The organism is Almyronema sp. (assembly GCF_052168255.1).
In the GTDB taxonomy this organism is placed as follows: Bacteria; Cyanobacteriota; Cyanobacteriia; order Phormidesmidales; family Phormidesmidaceae; genus Sphaerothrix; species Sphaerothrix epifaneia.
In genome coordinates this window covers 1-15,990 of sequence record NZ_JBQLZL010000100.1, presented here as the reverse complement: position 1 = coordinate 15,990, position 15,990 = coordinate 1, and the positions used below count along the sequence as shown (strand labels likewise).

Sequence of the window (15,990 nt, the reverse complement as noted above, 5' to 3'; positions counted from 1 at the left end):
TTGACTCACCCCTAACGATTTCAACCTGTCCCTAGCCGTACGGCTCTCGAAAAAAGTGGGAGGATAGGTTGAGAGCGACTACTTTATCTTTTTCATCTTTTTTATTGCGATCGCAAACGCCAAGTCGAAATTACCATGCTAAGAGCCGGAATCGTTGGTCTACCCAATGTTGGAAAATCAACGCTGTTTAACGCCCTTGTGGCTAATGCCAAAGCCCATGCCGCCAATTTTCCGTTTTGCACCATTGAACCTAATGTGGGCGTTGTGGCCGTTCCCGATGAACGCCTAGAGGCTTTAGCCAAAATCTCTGAGTCGGCAGAAGTTCTACCTGCACGGGTTGAATTTGTCGATATTGCAGGGCTGGTGCAAGGGGCTAGCAAAGGTGAAGGGTTAGGGAACCAGTTTTTAGCCAATATTCGCGAAGTCGATGCCATTGTCCATGTGGTGCGCTGCTTTGAGAATGACGACATTATCCATGTCTCTGGCTCGATTGATCCGCTGCGCGATATTGAGGTGATCAACCTGGAGCTAGCCCTGTCAGATCTCGCTCAAATTGAACGACGCCTAGAGCGGGTGCGTAAACAAGCCCGCACCAGCAAAGAAGCCCAGGCAGAACTGGCTATTTTAGAAAAACTCCAGCCCGCTTTAGATGAAGGGCAACCAGCCCGCACCGTCACCCTAGACGAAGAAGAAGCGCTGATTATCAAGCCGCTAGGCTTACTCACCCGCAAACCAATCATCTATGCAGCCAATGTCTCAGAAGACGATTTAGCCACAGGCAATGATTGGGTAGCACAGGTACAGCAGTTGGCTCAGGCTGAAGCGGCTCAGGTCGTGGTTGTCTCTGCCCAAGTAGAAGCTGAACTGGTAGAACTTTCTGCCGAAGAGCGTAAAGACTTTTTAGAATCGCTGGGGGTAGAAGAAGGGGGGCTGAAGTCTCTGATTCGAGCAACCTATGAACTGCTAGGGCTGCGGACTTATTTTACGACCGGGCCAAAGGAAACCCGTGCCTGGACGATTCAAGCCGGAATGCTGGCACCTCAAGCGGCAGGCGTTATCCACTCTGACTTTGAACGCGGCTTTATTCGCGCTGAAACGGTAGCCTATGACGATTTGGTTACCGCTGGGTCTATGAATGCCGCAAAAGAAAAAGGTCTTGTCCGCAGCGAAGGTAAAGACTACACCGTCAAAGAGGGAGATGTCATGCTCTTCCGGTTTAACGTGTAGGCCAAGTTTGTCGCGGGGAGGAGGTTAGCACTTGGCCTTTCGAGGGCGAGGGGTGGCCAGCCAAGTTTGATTCCTTTAGTTAGCTTCGCCAATGAGGGTAAAAGCGGCCCAGCTTTGGGGGGCAGGGTATTGGGTCTTGGTTTCTAGCATGGCTTGCCGCAGGGCTTGGGCTTTATCTTGCGACTGTTGCCAGTGGCGATAAAACGCCGTCATCAAGGTTGCTGTTGGCGCATCGGGCACAACCCAAAGCGAAACCACCACACTGGGCACCCCAGCGCCAATAAACGATCGCGAGAGGCCAATGACACCATCCCCCGTCAAACGACCGCGCCCTGTGTCACAAGCACTTAGCACCACTAGCTCAGCTTTGAGATCTAAGTTAATGATTTCACGGGTATTCAACAAACCGTTGTCTGTGGCGGTAGGGGTAAGCGCTAAGGCGCTTTGAAAGCCGTAGGTGGCATCTAGTAAGCCATGAGTAGCCAGGTGGATGACGCGGGCGGTGGGCAAACGCTCTAGCAGAGCAGCCTTTGTTGCTTCTGCGCCAATTAAGGCCGAGGTGTTAAGTAAGTCAGCGATCGCCCTGGCTTCTTGTTCTGCACCGGGTAAACGGGGTAACGGCTCTAGAGGAGCCGTTGGCTGGGGTCGAATTTGAGGCATGAGCGGATTGCCAACAACTAAGGCGGTTCCGGCTGTTGCATCTAGCTGCTGGCGGCGCTGTTCGGTTAAACCCAAAATTTGAATTGAAGGCGACATCAGCAACGTGTGTTGTTCAATCAGATAACGACCTTCGGGGTCTTGCAGGGCAGCAAACGGCACAAAAAACAACGAATCTTGCGGAATAATCGTCAGTCGCTGCTGGGGATCGCTAGGCAGCAGGTCGGCAATCGGAGCGATCAGCACTTGATAGAGCTGTTGTAACGAAACTGCGGCGCTAGGGCGATTAGCGTCTGTACGATTAGTCACCGCTAACCCCCGACCATAAATGCCGAGTGCTTCGCGAGTTTGCTGTACCAGGTCATTGAGCGGTGAACTGCCAAACGGTTGCGGGGATGCAGAAGACCAAAGCGATCGCAAATTGACCTGCCGCAAATCGACCTGGCCGCTGGGCTGCACCACCCAAATCAGCAGCGCTGCTTCGCGCGGCACTTGAGACAAGCGCCCCTGCACCTGGCTGCGGGGCTGGTCGTAGAGAACGCTGTACTCAACCAGCGTGGTCTGATGGCTGCGGGCAATCTGCTGGAGCTGAGCCAAGTTGGGGGGTTCAACCGGAGTAGCCTGCAGATCGCTTTGAAGCGCTAATAGGGTGGCTAAACTGCGGGCGCGGCCTTGCTCGGCTACCTCTAAGGCGGCGGTTATTTGATTTTGAGCCACGAGCGCTTGCTGCAAAACCTGGTACGTATCGCGAAAGCCCTCGCGCAAATTGACCTGCAAATCGTCAACTCGCTGGCCAAACAAACCTTGGTTTTGCCAAAGCGAGTCGGCTAGCCCTTCATACTGAGCGATCGCCACCCGTAGCGATCGCTCAGCAACGGCTGCCTGCCCTTGAGCCAAATACAGCCAGCCTAAATTGCTGTGGGCTTGTGCTTCGCTGATGCTAAAGCCGCTGCGATCGCCAATGGCCTGATGCCTTGCTAAAGCTTGGGTTTGCCAAGCGATCGCCTGCTCCAAATCACCTTGCTGCCAGTAGGCAAAGCTCAGATCATCCAAACTCCAAGCAGCCCAAGTGGTATCTTGCTGTTGCTGGGCTAAGGTGAGATTGGCAGTCAGCAGGGGCAGAGCAAGGTCAAACTGGTCAAGACGGGCATAGAGATAAGCCAGCTTTTGCTGCATGAGTAACTGGCTTTGGTAGTCGTTGGTTTGTTGGGTTAAGGCAATGCCTTGCTGATAGGTTTGAATCAGGTTAGGCGTATCTGCCAACAGTTCATAAACGGTGGCCAGGTTAAGCAAAACGTTTTGCAGTATTTGCGGTTGGGTTTGGACGTGGGTTTGGGCGATCGCCTGCGCTTCTTTTAGCAGTTCTAAAGCGGTTTGAGGCTGGCCAAAGGTGCTGAAATAAAGCGTCGAAAGCCCTTGCAAAGCGTGTACCTGGTTTTCCCACTGGCCGAGACGGCTAACGAGGGGCAGGTAGCGCTGGTAGGTAGCCAGTGCCGCTGACAAATCCCCAATGCTGGTATAGGCCAGATTGAGGTTGTTGAGTAGGTAGGCTTCTAGTTCGGCGTCTTGGCGTTGTTGGGCGATCGCCAGTTGCTGCTGATAAAAGTCGATGCCTTGATCGTCGCCTAATTGGTTGGCAGTGGTAGCCAGGTGCCGTAGGGTATCGAGTTCGCGAGGGCGATCGCCTAAGGTTTGGGCAATGGCTAAGGCGCGTTGGTGCAACGCCCAAGCAGCTTGGGGATTGCCAAAGTAGCGGTAGGCAATACCTGCACCGTTCAAGCGATCAATGGCTTGCCAGTCTTGAGCCGTGGCAGGCACCGGGTTGGCAAGATAATCGTCGAGAAGAGACTGATAGTAAGGCTGCAAGCTCTCAGGGGTTTGGGCGATCGCCGTTAACGGTAAAAGCTGAAGCAGTAAGGGACTCAAGCAAGCGACAATTAACTTCACGGCAATTTTGAGCTTTTACGGTATAAAGCCATTATCCAATTCCAAATCCAATCTGACGGCAACCGTTAGATAGCTTGAAAAAAGGTTTATCCGGCTGCAAAATGGCCAGTTGTTGCTAAGGGCAAAAGGCAGAAGTTGAACTTTTCTGCTAGCGGCTTTAGCCATTTTGCGATCGCTTTATGGGCTACAAGCTAAACCTACGTCGAATGCTTGAGCCTGTCCCAATCGGCTAAGATTTGCACGAATGGGTAGGCTAAAGACAATGATGCTAAAATCTTTGCTTCCTAGCGGGGTACTACTGCTGGTTCTGACCTCAGCAGCCTATGGCGCAAACGAAAACCACGTCGCCCGTCTGCGAGAAACGCGTCAGTGTGCCAACTGCAATCTGCAAGATGCCGATTTGTCTGGCGCTTATCTGCGGCAGGCAAACCTGCGCGGAGCCGATCTGCGGGGGGCAAATTTGAACGGAGCCGATTTGCGCGGTGCATTTTTAATCCAAGCCCGTCTGAACGAAGCTGACCTGCGCAATGCCAATCTTTCGGGCGCAAACCTGACCAGTGCTGAACTCGATCGCGCTCAGTTAGCCAATGCTCTCGTCGATACCTTCACCGTCATTGACGATAAATGGCGACTGGTTCATGCCTTGGTAACTGAAGGAGTCGGCGATCGCGACCTCACCGGAGCCGATTTAAGCAATGCCAACCTAGACGAAGTTGACTTTCGCCAAGCAGATTTGACAGGAGCCAACCTCTCAGGCGCTAGCTTTGAAGCCGCTAACCTCAGTACCAGTAATCTGAGTGAAGCAAATTTAGAAGGCGCTGACTTATTTCTGGCCTCTCTGCAAGACGCAGGCATTACTCAGGTAAACCTGCGAGCAGGCAACCTACAGGCAACCGACCTCAGACGAGCTGACCTAACAGCCACCGACTTACAAGCCGCCAACTTATCGCTGGCTTATTTAGAAGGCGCTAACCTAACACAGGCCAATCTACAAGCGGCCAACTTCGACTCAGCTATCTTGCCCGCTGCAAACCTGTCAAACACTAACTTGACCGATGCCAACTTGTTTTTAGCCGATCTGCGCCAAGCCAACTTGTCTGGTTCTGCTTTGCAAGATACCGACCTCTCAGGTGCAAACCTGACAGGCAGCACGCTGAGTTTGGTCAGCTTGAGCGGAGCGGAGCTAGAAGCAGCCATTTCTCAAGGTAGCGATTTGAGGGGAGCCAACCTCAGCGGCACTGATTTAGTCAGCATTGACTTAAGCGGCTCTAACCTGAGCGACATTGATCTCAGCAACGCAGACCTGCAAGCCGCCAACCTCAGCAATACTGATCTGAGCAATGCCAACCTGCGCGGTACCGATTTGCGCGGCGCTGATTTGCGCGGGGCAAACCTCACAAATGCCGACCTAGGTAATGCGGATCTTGCTGGCGCTAATTTAAGCAACGCCAATTTGACCAATGCCAACCTGCGCGGTACTGACTTAAGCGAGGCCAGCCTGCTAGGAACCACGTTGGAAGATATTGTATTTTCCGATCGCACCCGTCTCTGTGGCACGACTATGCCCGATGGGGAGATTCATGGTTGCCGATAGGTTACCTGAATAAAGTTAAGCTTCTGGAAAAAATCTGTAACAGACGCTACAGATTTTTGGCGTTATGTTGGAAGTAAAGCCATTTTTATTTCCTCCCATGCATACTCAAGACTCTCCTCAGGTAGCGGTAGCCCAGGCTCCGGTCTACCATCCGCTTTTTACGGTGGGCTTTGTTGTTTTGCAAGCCTGCTTGGTCGCAGCTATTCCGTTGGTTGTGGGTCTGCGATCGCCCGATTTGTTTTCTAGCGAAACGGTGCCTAGCGAAGCTGCCCTCTGGCTACCAGTAGCTGCAACCAGCCCCGCTGAGGGGAACTAGACCTAGGTCGAATTTTCCTTACAATTTGGTACAGCCATAGCTATCTGTGCCAAACTTGAAGCAAACGACAGGTTCACAGATAGCCGCTGGAGGTCTGCTATGCGTACGAGACAGCAAACCAAAGTCCCCAATGCCCAAAGCACAGTGGCGCATCTCCAGGCTAAATCGCTTCACACTCGGCCATTCGATGCCAGTCATGCAACCGCAGACGTCAACGCTCAGCTAACGCAGGCTAAAACCACCGGGTTCGACCCCAGTCAGGTTTCTGTGTTTCCAGCGGCGATGGCTACTGTTCAAACCAAGCTGACGATTGGTCAGGTGGGCGATAAATATGAACAAGAAGCTGACAACGTTGCCAAGCAGGTTGTCGGTCAAATAAATTCACCGCAAGCTCAAAGCGGCCAGCCTGTGCAGCGCGAAGCCATGCCGGAAGAAGAAGAGCTACAAATGAAGCCGATGCTGCAGCGTGAAGATATACCGGAAGAAGAAGAGTTGCAAATGAAGCCGATGTTGCAGCGCGAAGCCATGCCGGAAGAAGAAGAACTGCAAATGAAGCCGATGTTGCAGCGGCAATCGACCGGAGGAATGCAGGCCGAAGCTGACTTAGAATCTTCTATCCAGGCTTCGCGGGGTCAGGGACAGCCCCTAGATAATGGCCTTCGCGGCTCGATGGAGCAAGCTTTTGGTGCGGACTTTAGCGGGGTGCGAGTGCATACCGATGCCCAGTCTGATCAGCTCAACCAGTCAATTCAGGCTAGGGCATTCACGACGGGGCAAGATGTATTCTTCCGCCAAGGCGCTTACAACCCTGGTGATAGAGGCGGCCAAGAACTGATAGCCCACGAGTTAACCCATGTGGTTCAGCAAAACGGTAGCGCTATTCAGCAGAAAAAAGATCGGTAGAAAAGACAGATAGGCGATCGCAATCTGGCTCTATTTTTGCTGTAGGCGGCGTCCTTGCCTGATGCCTGGGGTCATATCTGCCCGATTGCTAAGCAGGCCAATCGGCGATCGCTGCAGTCGATTGCACCAGATGCATACCCGCCTCCGCATAGCGGGCATAGGCGGCTTCTGCCTGATCTGTATAGTCCACCACCCCCGGCACCACCACCGGAGACGTGCAATCTTCTAGCAAATAGACCTTCCGCGCCAGGGTTGGATCGTGGGCTTGAATTTCTTGTAGCAGGTCGTCAATCGTCCAGGCAACGCAATGACTTTTGGCCTGTCCAGCAATAATCACCTGGTCAAACGTCAGCAGTTTATCAATCAGGCTGGTATTTTTTTGGGCGATCGCTTTGCCTGCCTCATCTTGTAGCACCTCTGGGCTTAAGATCGAATAGTTTTCGGTAAAGGGGTTGCTGCCTTTCACCTCAAAGCGGGTCTGGCTGTTGCGGGCTAAATTATGAAAAAAGCAGGCTTCTTCGACGGCTGCCACCAGAGCATGACCAATCCCCCCCAGCATTGAGTGATAAGGCCAGATTGTCAGTGGATATTTGCCCCGCGCGTCGAGCTGTTGAACATAGTGCAAACCATAAGCCTGAAGCTTGTCGTAGTCGCTATTAGCAAGAGCAGGGGCGATCGCCGGATTCACCCGCCAGTGCCCTTGCTGCACCTCTTTAAAGTGAATATTGGTCATCGGGGGCGGGTTTTCGCCAGCTTCATTTACCCAAAATTCAGCATGAAAAATCTGCATGGCTGTATGGGTATCCATCGTCGGCGTAATCTCAGTAATGACCCCCAAGTTGCGATAGATAAACTCACACAGACGGACATTATCGTCCACCGCTCCCATACCCGATCGCCCACCCACAAATAGCTCAAAGTCAGGAATGCAAAAGGTATTCTGCACATCGATCGCGAGTAAGCAAATACGCTTTTCATCAGCGGCGGCGGGCTGAATGTGGTGTTGCTGCGCCCAAGCTTTTGCCTGCATGGCGCGTTCTTGATATAAGACTCGCCACACTTCACCCACACGGGCGGCATCAAAATAGGCAGGAATGGGAAGTTGGGTTTGAGGGGTCATGAATGGCTACCCGGCTGGACAAATCAATCCTTTTTACGATTGTAGTCAGCCCCTCAGGTTCCGTCAGATTCCTGGCCTCAGAACTGAACGGAACTTTACAACGTCAGGGGTGTTGCAGAACTATTGGGCTACTCGCTGGCGAGCCGTTTGGTTTTTTTGAGCGATCGCCCGATGATCAGCCGCCTTTGCGAGGCCAAACTGCGGCATATTGGCATAAATACACTCATACTGGCCTGCCTCTACCAGATAGGTTTCGTGCCAGATCCCCACGCTACCATCGCTGCCCACTCGACGCATAAAGTCTTGCCACGCCTGCCAGTGCGGATCGTCATGACTACGGGCAAATGTCTCCAAAGCAGCGAAGGAGCGCCAGTAAGACACCATTAGCGTCGCTAGCGGATTCAACCGAAAAAACTGTTCAGCCCCCAAAAAGCCTTTTTCTGGATTTTGCTCTAGCGTTTCTAGCATAGGCGGCATCGCCTGCACAATGGGCAACCATTGACGAAAAGCCCAAAACTGATTAACCCGCAAGCCAATCAAAAACACAACAAAAGAACCTTCAATTTCAGCCGTATAACGACCAGGAAAAACCGGGGCCATAGTCTTGACCTCTCTTACTCAGAGTGTTCAGCTAAATGCATATGCTACTTTTTGCATTTAATGCTTTCATTTATATGCAATTTATTGAATATGTCAAGCGCCAAATGCTCAATCTGGTGGGTGGCTCAAGGCGGGCGGGCGTATGGCGGATAATAGGAAGGAAAACGACAGGATTTTTGGTATGCCCCCTGCGCAAATCATCGGTTTGCTGGTTGGTGGACTGGCTCCGGCCTTACTCTATGGCTTCTTTGGTGTGCTGCAGAAGTCGAGCAATCAAAGCAATATCGGGCTTGGCCCTTATTTAATTGGCATTGGTGTGGGTGTTTTGCTGCTCGGTGGCATTAGCTATAGCCTGCTGCCAAACCGGAGTTTGCCACCGCTGGCTTTTGGCTACACGGTGTTGATGGGGCTGTTTTGGGCGGGTGGCACAGCATTAGTGGCGATCGCCCTGACCCGCTACAGCACGCCCATTTCTAAACTGGTACCGCTCTACAACATGAACACCCTGGTAGCGGTGATGTTGGGGCTGCTCCTCTTTGCAGAATGGCAAAGTATCTCAGTCGTTAAGCTGCTGATCGGCGCTGTGCTGATTGTTGTCGGTGGGGTGCTGGTAGCCAGCGCTTGAGGCCGTGGAGGCTAAAAAATTGGACGTACTGCCGTAGCCGTACGTCCAAAAATTTTTAAATTCGGGAGAGTCTAGACAGGATAAAGCGCCCTCCTCAAACAGGAGAGTCAATCAGACCGGGATGATCTTGAGGCCGTGGCCCAGGAGCCGACCAGTGAAAACGGCGATCGCTCGCTGGAATAGGGCGATCGTTAATACTGGCCTCTCGGCGGCGCATCAAACCGCTATCGTCAAATTCCCAGTTTTCATTGCCATAGGCTCGATACCACTGTCCGGCGTCATCGTGCCACTCGTACTGAAAACGAACAGCAATACGGTTTTCGCCAAAAGCCCACATCTCTTTTACCAAGCGGTAGTCTAATTCTTTATCCCACTTGCGTTGCAAAAAGGCGCGGATCGCTTCTCGTCCCTGAAAAATTTCAGCCCGGTTGCGCCAATGGCTATCTTCGCTGTAGGCCAGAGAAACTCGCTCAGGATCGCGACTATTCCAGGCATCTTCAGCCATGCGAACTTTAGCGATCGCACTGTCTCGATCAAAGGGAGGAATCAGCTTTTTTGCAGAGGCCGTCATGATTCAAACCATCGTTACAGAATAGACTTTACCGGGCAAACCGTCTGCCAGAGCGGATTTGACCAAATGCCTAGAGCCAGAGCGGCTCTTGCAGAAAAGAGCGCAGTAAGCTGCAAAGCATATTCAATCCAGCTAGCTCCAACCTGCAACCAGCAAACGTCAAGCCGCTAGAGGGCTGCTGACTGAAAATGTTCAACCCCTCAAAACGGTTCGTAGCGCTCTAGCCCAGCACCACGCCCGCTAAAAAAGCCGCCCCAACGCCAGCAACCGTAAAGCCCGCAAACCTTAGACCCAGAGCCTTGTCGCGCTCCGCCCCTAATCGCTGAGCGATCCAGTAAGCCGCAACCGCGATAACAGCTTGGATGGCGGTAAATCCTAGCAGGTAAGCCAAAAGCGACGCCATATCTGCCCCGACGATCGCCTCACCATAGGCATAGCCGTGGAATATACCCGCCAAAGCAGCTAAGCTCAAAACCAGTCCGGTGGGGGGTTGCGCTTTCAGGGCTAGCAAAATGCCAAACACTAACACAGAAGCCGAAATGAAAAACTCCGGCGCAGGTAGATTCAGCCCCATCAGGTGAATTCCCGTACCCATCAGCGACGCCAGCACAAAACCAATTGGAATGCTCAACCCCCTGCCCGTCACCACTGCCAGCAGCCCAGCCGTAATCACAAAAGCCAGATGATCAAGCCCAATGACCGGGTGACCCAAACCCGACAAAAAGCCTTGAATCGCATTAGCAGGTGTCTGTCCGCCAAAGGGGTGGTGAGCTAGCGCTGGCGTTGACACCAGCAAAAGCCCGACCGTAACCACAAGTCCTAAAGATCCAACGCGTCGGACTGTTGGCTGAAACGCTCTACGATACAGGGAATTGAACATTTGCATCCTCTCAGCAAGTGATGAACATAAGGGAGACGTGACCGGACGATTTACCACTTCTTGTAAGGCAAGAACTTACCACACATGATGATTTTGACGCGATCGCCTTTGGGATCTTCTTCTTTTTCAACGTCAATCGTGAAATCGATGGCGCTCATAATGCCATCGCCAAATTTCTCATGCACCACAGTTTTGATCGGCATGCCATAGACCTGCATAATTTCGTAGAAACGATAAATCAGCGGATCCGTAGGAATCACTGGCTCTAGAGATCCCTTCAGCGGGCATTCCGTCAAAGGTTCGATTAGCGAAGCATCCGCCCCAATCGCTTCTACAATCTTGGTTGCTTCTTCCTCAGAAGCGCTGGCCTGCCGATAAATCACCGCAGCAATCCAGACTTCATCACAGCCCACCTTGGCTTCTAAATCGGCAAAGCTCAGCCCTGCGGCTTTCTTAGCGGCCAACAACTTCTCAGTAATTTCTGAAATTGCCATGTCTAAAGTCCTCACAATTACGTCAAGTCAAATTTGCCAAAAATCGCAGTACCGCATTGGCCCCACCGGGTTGGATCACACCAGAATCGGCAAAAAACATGGTTCTGGCTCTATTCGGCTAAAAGGTTAGGCTTTGATGGCAGCTAGGCTTTGCTCATCCACCAGAATCAACCATTTGCGTCTGGATGTGACACGGCCAGTTTTCGCTTACGCCCCCTGAATACGAGCCGCTTCAACCGCTCGGGTTTCTCTAAACAAATGGCTTTCCATTTCCGCCTTGAGCGCGTGATAAGCCGGATGTTGTTCGATAGTTTCGCGGTTGCGTGGGCGGGGAAAAGGCACTTCTAAAATTTCGTCTACTCGGGCAGCAGGCCCCCGCGTCATCATCACAATTCGGTCTGATAACAGCAGGGCTTCGTCAATACTGTGGGTAATCATAATCACCGTCTTACGTTGCTGCTCCCAAATGCGCTCAATCTCGTCTTGCAAAAAGCCGCGTGTGAGCGCATCTAAAGCCCCAAAGGGTTCATCCATCAGCAAAATCTGCGGATTAATAGCCAATGCCCGGGCAATACCCACCCGTTGCCGCATACCACCTGAGAGTTCGTGGGGATGTTTTTGCTCGGCTCCCTCTAGCCCTACAAGCTGAATATTTTCTTTGATCACCCGGCTCATAGCCTTGGGCGACATTTTGGGATGGACTGTTTCAACCGCAAAGCGAATATTTTCTTCAACCGTCATCCAAGGCATCAAGGCATAGTTTTGAAACACCATACCCCGGTCTGGCCCTGGGCCAGCAATAGGCCGACCATTGAGCAAAATCTCACCCTTGGTAATGGGCGTTAACCCAGCAATCATGCCCAGCAGCGTAGATTTACCGCAGCCGGAGGGGCCAATAATAGTGACAAAGGTATTAGGCTCAATCTCCATGCTGATATCTTCAATGGCGGTAAAATCGCGGCTGGTTTTACCAGAAAGCTTGTTAAACCAACCTTTCTTACCAGAGAAGACTTTCGCTACGTTGCGAATAGACAACTGAGACGAATCAGATATCGACTCAGCAGAAGTGACGCCGTTCACAGATGCTAAGCTCACGAGTTTCGACCAAATGCAACAAATTTTTCCAAAGCCGCAAAAATGCTATCTAGCAGCAGCCCCACCAAACCAATAATGAAAATTGCTACCAAAATGTTGGGGATATAAAGGTTATTCCACTCATTCCAGATGAAATAGCCCAACCCCGTCCCTAACAGCATTTCGGCGGCCACAATCACCAACCAGGCAATCCCCATGCTGATGCGCAGACCCGACACGATGTTAGGCAGCGCTGCCGGAATAATCACCTTAAAGATAGTGCGCAAACGTGAGGCTCCCAACGTGTTAGCAACGTCCAGATAGTCTTTATCTACATTGGCTACGCCAAAAGCGGTGTTGATTAGCGTTGGCCAAATGCTGGAAATAAAGATAATGAAGATTCCGGTTTGCTCAGAATCACGCAAAATGTAAAGCCCCAACGGTAGCCAAGCTAAAGGAGAAATGGGCTTGAGCAATTGCACATAAGGATTAAAAGCTTTGTATGCGACCGGGGAAATGCCAATCAAAATTCCTAGAGGAACCGCTACTAGCGAAGCTAAAAGATAGCCAATCGCAACGCGCCGCAAACTAATCAGCAGGTTCCACCCAATACCGAGATCGTTAGGCCCGTTGTTGAAGAAGGGATGGGTAATCCACCACCAAAACTCTTGAAGTGTTTTGGTGGCTGTTGGCATCCCTTTAGCAAATAGGCCAGCCCGTGCCCCCATTTCCCAAAACAAGAGAAAAACTAACAAGGACAGCAGAAACAGCCCAATAGCGCGGATGTTTTCGTTAAGAAAGGGAGCTTCTCCTTTTGCTTTAGAAACTGACCGGATGGCCGGGTTACTTAACGCCATGATGATACCTCCGTCAAACTGCGCTACACACCGTACTCGTCGATTTGTGTTTGAATGTACTCGTCTGGCGCTTCCGGGTTAAAGCTGCCAAACTTTAGCTCTTCGGTGCGATAAATTTCGGCGGGCGGTGTTTGGCCTAACTCGGTAGCCAGTTCTCGCGCTAGATCGGTTAGGAAAATTTCTTTGCCGACTTCGTCATAGCCGCGTTCAGGAATAACTTGTGCAGCTTTGCTATCGCCTTGGAGATCCCAGCGCACCAGTTGAGAGGAAATCCAGTTAGCGAAACTTTGCCAGGGATAGGGATCAAAGTCGATGCGATCGGGCACGCTGAGGGTATTGCCGTTGCCATCTTCAAAATTACCTGTCAAGACGGCTTCTACCACTTCTACGGGCTGATTGAGGAAGGCACGCTCAGAGATAGCAGCAGCAATTTCAGGCCGATTCTTCGGATCGCGGGCATAGCCAGCGGCTTCAATGATTGACTTGTTTAAAGCCCGGAAGGTGTTGGGATTCTCGCTAATCCACTGGTCACTCGCGGCAAAGGCGCAGCAGGGGTGCCCCGGCCACAGTTCTTTGGTAATCATGTGGATGAAGCCAGCCCCTTCATAGACCGCCCGCTGATTAAAGGGATCTGGCATTAGGTAGGCATCAATATCGCCAGCTACCATTTGGGCAATGCTGTCCGGGGGGGGGACAGGACGAATCTTCACATCGACATCGGGGTCAAGACCACCTGTGGCTAGATAGTAGCGCAATAGTAAATTATGCATAGAGTAAGGAAAAGGCACGCCGATGGTGAAGCCTCTGAAGTCGGCAGGGCCATTGACAGCGCCCCGATGACGCTCGGCCACTGTTATTGCCTGACCGTTGATGTTTTCGATGCTGGCTAGTTTTACGCCAAAAGCAGCAGAACCCAAGCCTAAGGTCATGGCGATGGGCATGGGGGCTAGCATATGGTAGGCGTCTAGTTCGCCTGCGATCGCTGAATCTCTAACCGCTCCCCAGCTTGGCATTTTAACGACTTTGGCGTTAAAGCCATACTTTTGATAGAAACCCAGCGGCTCTGACATAATAATCGGCGTTGCGCAGGTGATAGGAATAAAGCCAATTTGCAACTCGGTTTTTTCTAAGCCTTCCGTAGAAACTGGCTCGTCTGGCCCATCTTCAGCCACTTCTCCGCCACTGCCGCTAGTACAGCTCGCCAGCGTTACCAAAGCTGCTCCCACGGCCATATTGCGTAAGAATTCTCGACGCGTGACGTTGCTGTTGCGGATGGAGTCAGCAAAGAAGAAACCAGCTTGGGGGCCAAAAGCAGCCGCAAACGCATTTTCTAAACCACCTGCCTGTTGGCAAAGCGCCAAAATCAGCTTTTCTCGTCTTGGCTCACCACGGCCAACTGTTTTGAGAAACAGGGCTTTGCGTAGTTCATAAGCATTAACCGTATCAGCCGCTCGCAACTGGTTTTCTTTGTAAAGACCCATCTTCACCAGGTCATCGACCATATCGACTGGGTCTGAGGGCATGGTTTGCATAAATTCCCAGTGGTCGCGGGTTAGATGTTGCCCACCACAAATAATGCAAGCTAGCTGCAAATCAGAGAGTTCTCCGCGATCGCAGTTTAGATTTCCCCATCTTTGATTGGTTGAAGTGGATGATGCAAAAACCATAGATTTAGTCCAACTGAACGCGACTGCAAATATCTCTTGATCGATGAATTATCAGCTAGCGGCTGTGTTGTTCTGTACCATATCAAGGCTGAATCTAAATCGCACTGGATCAATTTTTGAACTTAATAGGACTTTCTTTGGAACTTAGTTTTTGTAGTTAAAATAAGGACTAATCCGTTAAATTTGCTACAGATTGTTGTCGCCAAACCTGAGGCGAAACCCCATGAAACTGACGAAATTGGCGAGTAAAATAACCAGCATCGCTATAGCCAGAAGATTCAGCAATATAGCGCACAGGTTGAACCGTATTGGCGAGTAAATTGCGAGCTTGAGCCATACGGCGTTCAATAATCCAACGTTTTACGGAGCGGCCAGTTTTTTCTTGAACCAAGTTGGTAAGGTAAGCCGGAGAGTAGCCCGCTTCTTGCGCTACATCGCTGAGATTAATAGGTTGACGATAGTGGGCTTCGATAAAATGAAAGACCGCCGCCAGCTTAGGACAGTCCGGAAAGAAACCCTTTTCGTCAACTGTTTTTTTAGGGTTAGGACTGAGAGGTTTGGCGATCGTTGGGGCTGTCGGTTGCGGGCTATTCACAGCCGCAGCTTGCCCATAAAGGCGTAATAATTCTTCTTGGCGCTTCAGGCGTGAGTTGATGGCGGCTAAAAATTGCTCAACCGTACAAGGTTTGGTGAGATAGTCATCTGCGCCCATTTCCATACCCCGACGCAGATCAGACATGGTTACTTTAGCGGTTAAAAAAATTAGGGGAATTAGCGCTGTCTTTTGACAACGACGTAGCGCCGTCAGCACGGAATAGCCGTCCATATCCGGCATCATAATGTCGCACACAATTAAATCAGGGCAGTGGTTCTTAGCCAGCCCCATACCCGTTGTGCCATCGCCAGCGCCAAAGGCACGAAAACCTTCAAACTCTAAACATTTGAGAAAAATATTGCGAGTTTGCGTTTCATCTTCAATCACCAAAATTGTTTTCATAAAAGCTCCAGAAATCTTAGTTTCAGGAGAACTCCAAAAGCCATTTACTCTGCAAAAAACAGTTAAATATTGCTTAAGTTAAGCAATATGGCTGCACTATTTTGCTTAAACAGATAAGTGCTCAGCTTACATTTTGGCTGAGCTGATTTAGACTGTTTTTCCCTGAATTGACAGATCAATCTGGTGAACAGCCTATTTATTCATTAGCTGTTTTCCCTGCAATATTGTTTAATTGAGACACCCACTTGTCTTTATTAATTAGTCGGTGAAGCGTCGGTTTGTAGTGTACTAGAATACAGTTTTGGCGAGCGATCGCCTCCAGAAAGGTCGGCTCAGCCCTTTGCTTAAACGGTATAGGCCAGTCCAAATGGGCTTTAATCTCGGCTTTGAGCAGGTCTTTAGAGCGGTTGATTGGCTGGGGCGCTGGCGCTTGAATCACGATCTCTCACGGTGGCACACTG

17 protein-coding genes are annotated in these 15,990 nt (G+C 51.1%); 6 read left to right on the top strand and 11 right to left on the bottom strand.

Annotated elements, in window-relative coordinates; genetic code table 11:
• Positions 1-135: 135 nt before the first annotated feature.
• Positions 136-1,227 carry a redox-regulated ATPase YchF gene (gene ychF, locus ACTS3T_RS20790; protein ID WP_462935564.1) on the top strand — a complete coding sequence of 364 codons (1,092 nt, stop codon included), beginning with the start codon at positions 136-138 and terminating at the stop codon, positions 1,225-1,227.
• 75 nt (positions 1,228-1,302) lie between these two features.
• On the opposite strand, the gene ACTS3T_RS20785 is transcribed toward ychF, so the two are convergent.
• Positions 1,303-3,831, bottom strand: coding sequence for a CHAT domain-containing tetratricopeptide repeat protein (locus ACTS3T_RS20785; RefSeq protein WP_462935563.1), 2,529 nt, complete (start codon positions 3,829-3,831; stop codon positions 1,303-1,305).
• A gap of 262 nt (positions 3,832-4,093) precedes the next feature.
• Between ACTS3T_RS20785 and ACTS3T_RS20780 the strand changes: the two genes are divergently transcribed.
• From ACTS3T_RS20780 to ACTS3T_RS20770, 3 genes are all read left to right on the top strand, one after another.
• Entirely contained in the window at positions 4,094-5,425 is a 1,332-nt protein-coding gene (locus ACTS3T_RS20780; RefSeq protein ID WP_462935562.1) for a pentapeptide repeat-containing protein, read from the top strand.
• 97 nt (positions 5,426-5,522) lie between these two features.
• The gene (locus ACTS3T_RS20775) at positions 5,523-5,741 is read left to right on the top strand and encodes a hypothetical protein (RefSeq protein ID WP_462935561.1); all 219 of its coding nucleotides are present in this window, start codon (positions 5,523-5,525) and stop codon (positions 5,739-5,741) included.
• A 99-nt stretch (positions 5,742-5,840) separates the two neighbouring features.
• A complete protein-coding gene (locus ACTS3T_RS20770) occupies positions 5,841-6,644 on the top strand; it encodes an eCIS core domain-containing protein (protein ID WP_462935560.1) in 804 nt (267 codons plus the stop codon).
• Between the two features lie 88 nt (positions 6,645-6,732).
• Here the strand turns inward: ACTS3T_RS20770 and ACTS3T_RS20765 are convergent, their stop codons facing one another.
• Both ACTS3T_RS20765 and ACTS3T_RS20760 read right to left on the bottom strand, forming a co-directional pair.
• Complete coding sequence (locus ACTS3T_RS20765; RefSeq protein ID WP_462935559.1) at positions 6,733-7,764, bottom strand: cysteine hydrolase family protein; 1,032 nt, start codon at positions 7,762-7,764, stop codon at positions 6,733-6,735.
• A 120-nt stretch (positions 7,765-7,884) separates the two neighbouring features.
• Positions 7,885-8,364: a DUF4188 domain-containing protein gene (locus ACTS3T_RS20760; protein WP_462935558.1), complete on the bottom strand. Its 480-nt coding sequence runs from the start codon at positions 8,362-8,364 to the stop codon at positions 7,885-7,887.
• Between the two features lie 181 nt (positions 8,365-8,545).
• Between ACTS3T_RS20760 and ACTS3T_RS20755 the strand changes: the two genes are divergently transcribed.
• A complete protein-coding gene (locus ACTS3T_RS20755; RefSeq protein ID WP_462935557.1) occupies positions 8,546-8,989 on the top strand; it encodes a hypothetical protein in 444 nt (147 codons plus the stop codon).
• Positions 8,990-9,083: 94 nt separating this feature from the next.
• On the opposite strand, the gene ACTS3T_RS20750 is transcribed toward ACTS3T_RS20755, so the two are convergent.
• From ACTS3T_RS20750 to cynS, 3 genes are all read right to left on the bottom strand, one after another.
• Positions 9,084-9,560, bottom strand: a complete 477-nt coding sequence (locus tag ACTS3T_RS20750; protein WP_462935556.1) for a nuclear transport factor 2 family protein — start codon at positions 9,558-9,560, stop codon at positions 9,084-9,086.
• Positions 9,561-9,780: 220 nt separating this feature from the next.
• Positions 9,781-10,440 carry a HupE/UreJ family protein gene (locus ACTS3T_RS20745; RefSeq protein ID WP_462935555.1) on the bottom strand — a complete coding sequence of 220 codons (660 nt, stop codon included), beginning with the start codon at positions 10,438-10,440 and terminating at the stop codon, positions 9,781-9,783.
• A gap of 50 nt (positions 10,441-10,490) precedes the next feature.
• Complete coding sequence (cynS, locus tag ACTS3T_RS20740) at positions 10,491-10,934, bottom strand: cyanase (protein WP_462935554.1); 444 nt, start codon at positions 10,932-10,934, stop codon at positions 10,491-10,493.
• Between cynS and ACTS3T_RS20735 the strand changes: the two genes are divergently transcribed.
• Positions 10,933-11,064: a hypothetical protein gene (locus tag ACTS3T_RS20735; protein ID WP_462935553.1), complete on the top strand. Its 132-nt coding sequence runs from the start codon at positions 10,933-10,935 to the stop codon at positions 11,062-11,064. The genes cynS and ACTS3T_RS20735 overlap by 2 nt on opposite strands.
• Positions 11,065-11,141: 77 nt before the next feature.
• Here ACTS3T_RS20735 and ACTS3T_RS20730 read toward each other — a convergent pair whose 3' ends face one another.
• From ACTS3T_RS20730 to ACTS3T_RS20710, 5 genes are all read right to left on the bottom strand, one after another.
• Positions 11,142-12,029, bottom strand: coding sequence for an ABC transporter ATP-binding protein (locus tag ACTS3T_RS20730; protein WP_462935552.1), 888 nt, complete (start codon positions 12,027-12,029; stop codon positions 11,142-11,144).
• The gene (ntrB, locus tag ACTS3T_RS20725) at positions 12,026-12,865 is read right to left on the bottom strand and encodes a nitrate ABC transporter permease (protein WP_462935551.1); all 840 of its coding nucleotides are present in this window, start codon (positions 12,863-12,865) and stop codon (positions 12,026-12,028) included. The genes ACTS3T_RS20730 and ntrB overlap by 4 nt, the downstream gene beginning before the upstream one ends.
• Positions 12,866-12,888: 23 nt before the next feature.
• On the bottom strand, positions 12,889-14,532 hold the full coding sequence (locus tag ACTS3T_RS20720; RefSeq protein WP_462935550.1) for a CmpA/NrtA family ABC transporter substrate-binding protein: 1,644 nt from the start codon (positions 14,530-14,532) through the stop codon (positions 12,889-12,891).
• 169 nt (positions 14,533-14,701) lie between these two features.
• Positions 14,702-15,529, bottom strand: a complete 828-nt coding sequence (locus ACTS3T_RS20715; protein WP_462935549.1) for a response regulator transcription factor — start codon at positions 15,527-15,529, stop codon at positions 14,702-14,704.
• 196 nt (positions 15,530-15,725) lie between these two features.
• Positions 15,726-15,968 (bottom strand): hypothetical protein, encoded by a 243-nt coding sequence (locus tag ACTS3T_RS20710; RefSeq protein ID WP_462935548.1) that lies wholly within the window; start codon positions 15,966-15,968, stop codon positions 15,726-15,728.
• Between the last annotated feature and the right edge of the window lie 22 nt (positions 15,969-15,990).

Bases quoted from the DNA above. Each gene is read 5' to 3' on its own strand.
- ychF (WP_462935564.1), top strand. From the start codon at position 136: ATGCTAAGAGCCGGAATCGTTGGTCTACCCAATGTTGGAAAATCAACG.
- ACTS3T_RS20780 (WP_462935562.1), top strand. From the start codon at position 4,094: ATGATGCTAAAATCTTTGCTTCCTAGCGGGGTACTACTGCTGGTTCTG.
- ACTS3T_RS20775 (WP_462935561.1), top strand. From the start codon at position 5,523: ATGCATACTCAAGACTCTCCTCAGGTAGCGGTAGCCCAGGCTCCGGTC.
- ACTS3T_RS20770 (WP_462935560.1), top strand. From the start codon at position 5,841: ATGCGTACGAGACAGCAAACCAAAGTCCCCAATGCCCAAAGCACAGTG.
- ACTS3T_RS20765 (WP_462935559.1), bottom strand. From the start codon at position 7,764: ATGACCCCTCAAACCCAACTTCCCATTCCTGCCTATTTTGATGCCGCC.
- ACTS3T_RS20760 (WP_462935558.1), bottom strand. From the start codon at position 8,364: ATGGCCCCGGTTTTTCCTGGTCGTTATACGGCTGAAATTGAAGGTTCT.
- ACTS3T_RS20755 (WP_462935557.1), top strand. From the start codon at position 8,546: ATGCCCCCTGCGCAAATCATCGGTTTGCTGGTTGGTGGACTGGCTCCG.
- ACTS3T_RS20750 (WP_462935556.1), bottom strand. From the start codon at position 9,560: ATGACGGCCTCTGCAAAAAAGCTGATTCCTCCCTTTGATCGAGACAGT.
- ACTS3T_RS20745 (WP_462935555.1), bottom strand. From the start codon at position 10,440: ATGTTCAATTCCCTGTATCGTAGAGCGTTTCAGCCAACAGTCCGACGC.
- ACTS3T_RS20735 (WP_462935553.1), top strand. From the start codon at position 10,933: ATGTCTAAAGTCCTCACAATTACGTCAAGTCAAATTTGCCAAAAATCG.
- cynS (WP_462935554.1), bottom strand. From the start codon at position 10,934: ATGGCAATTTCAGAAATTACTGAGAAGTTGTTGGCCGCTAAGAAAGCC.
- ntrB (WP_462935551.1), bottom strand. From the start codon at position 12,865: ATGGCGTTAAGTAACCCGGCCATCCGGTCAGTTTCTAAAGCAAAAGGA.
- ACTS3T_RS20720 (WP_462935550.1), bottom strand. From the start codon at position 14,532: ATGGTTTTTGCATCATCCACTTCAACCAATCAAAGATGGGGAAATCTA.
- ACTS3T_RS20715 (WP_462935549.1), bottom strand. From the start codon at position 15,529: ATGAAAACAATTTTGGTGATTGAAGATGAAACGCAAACTCGCAATATT.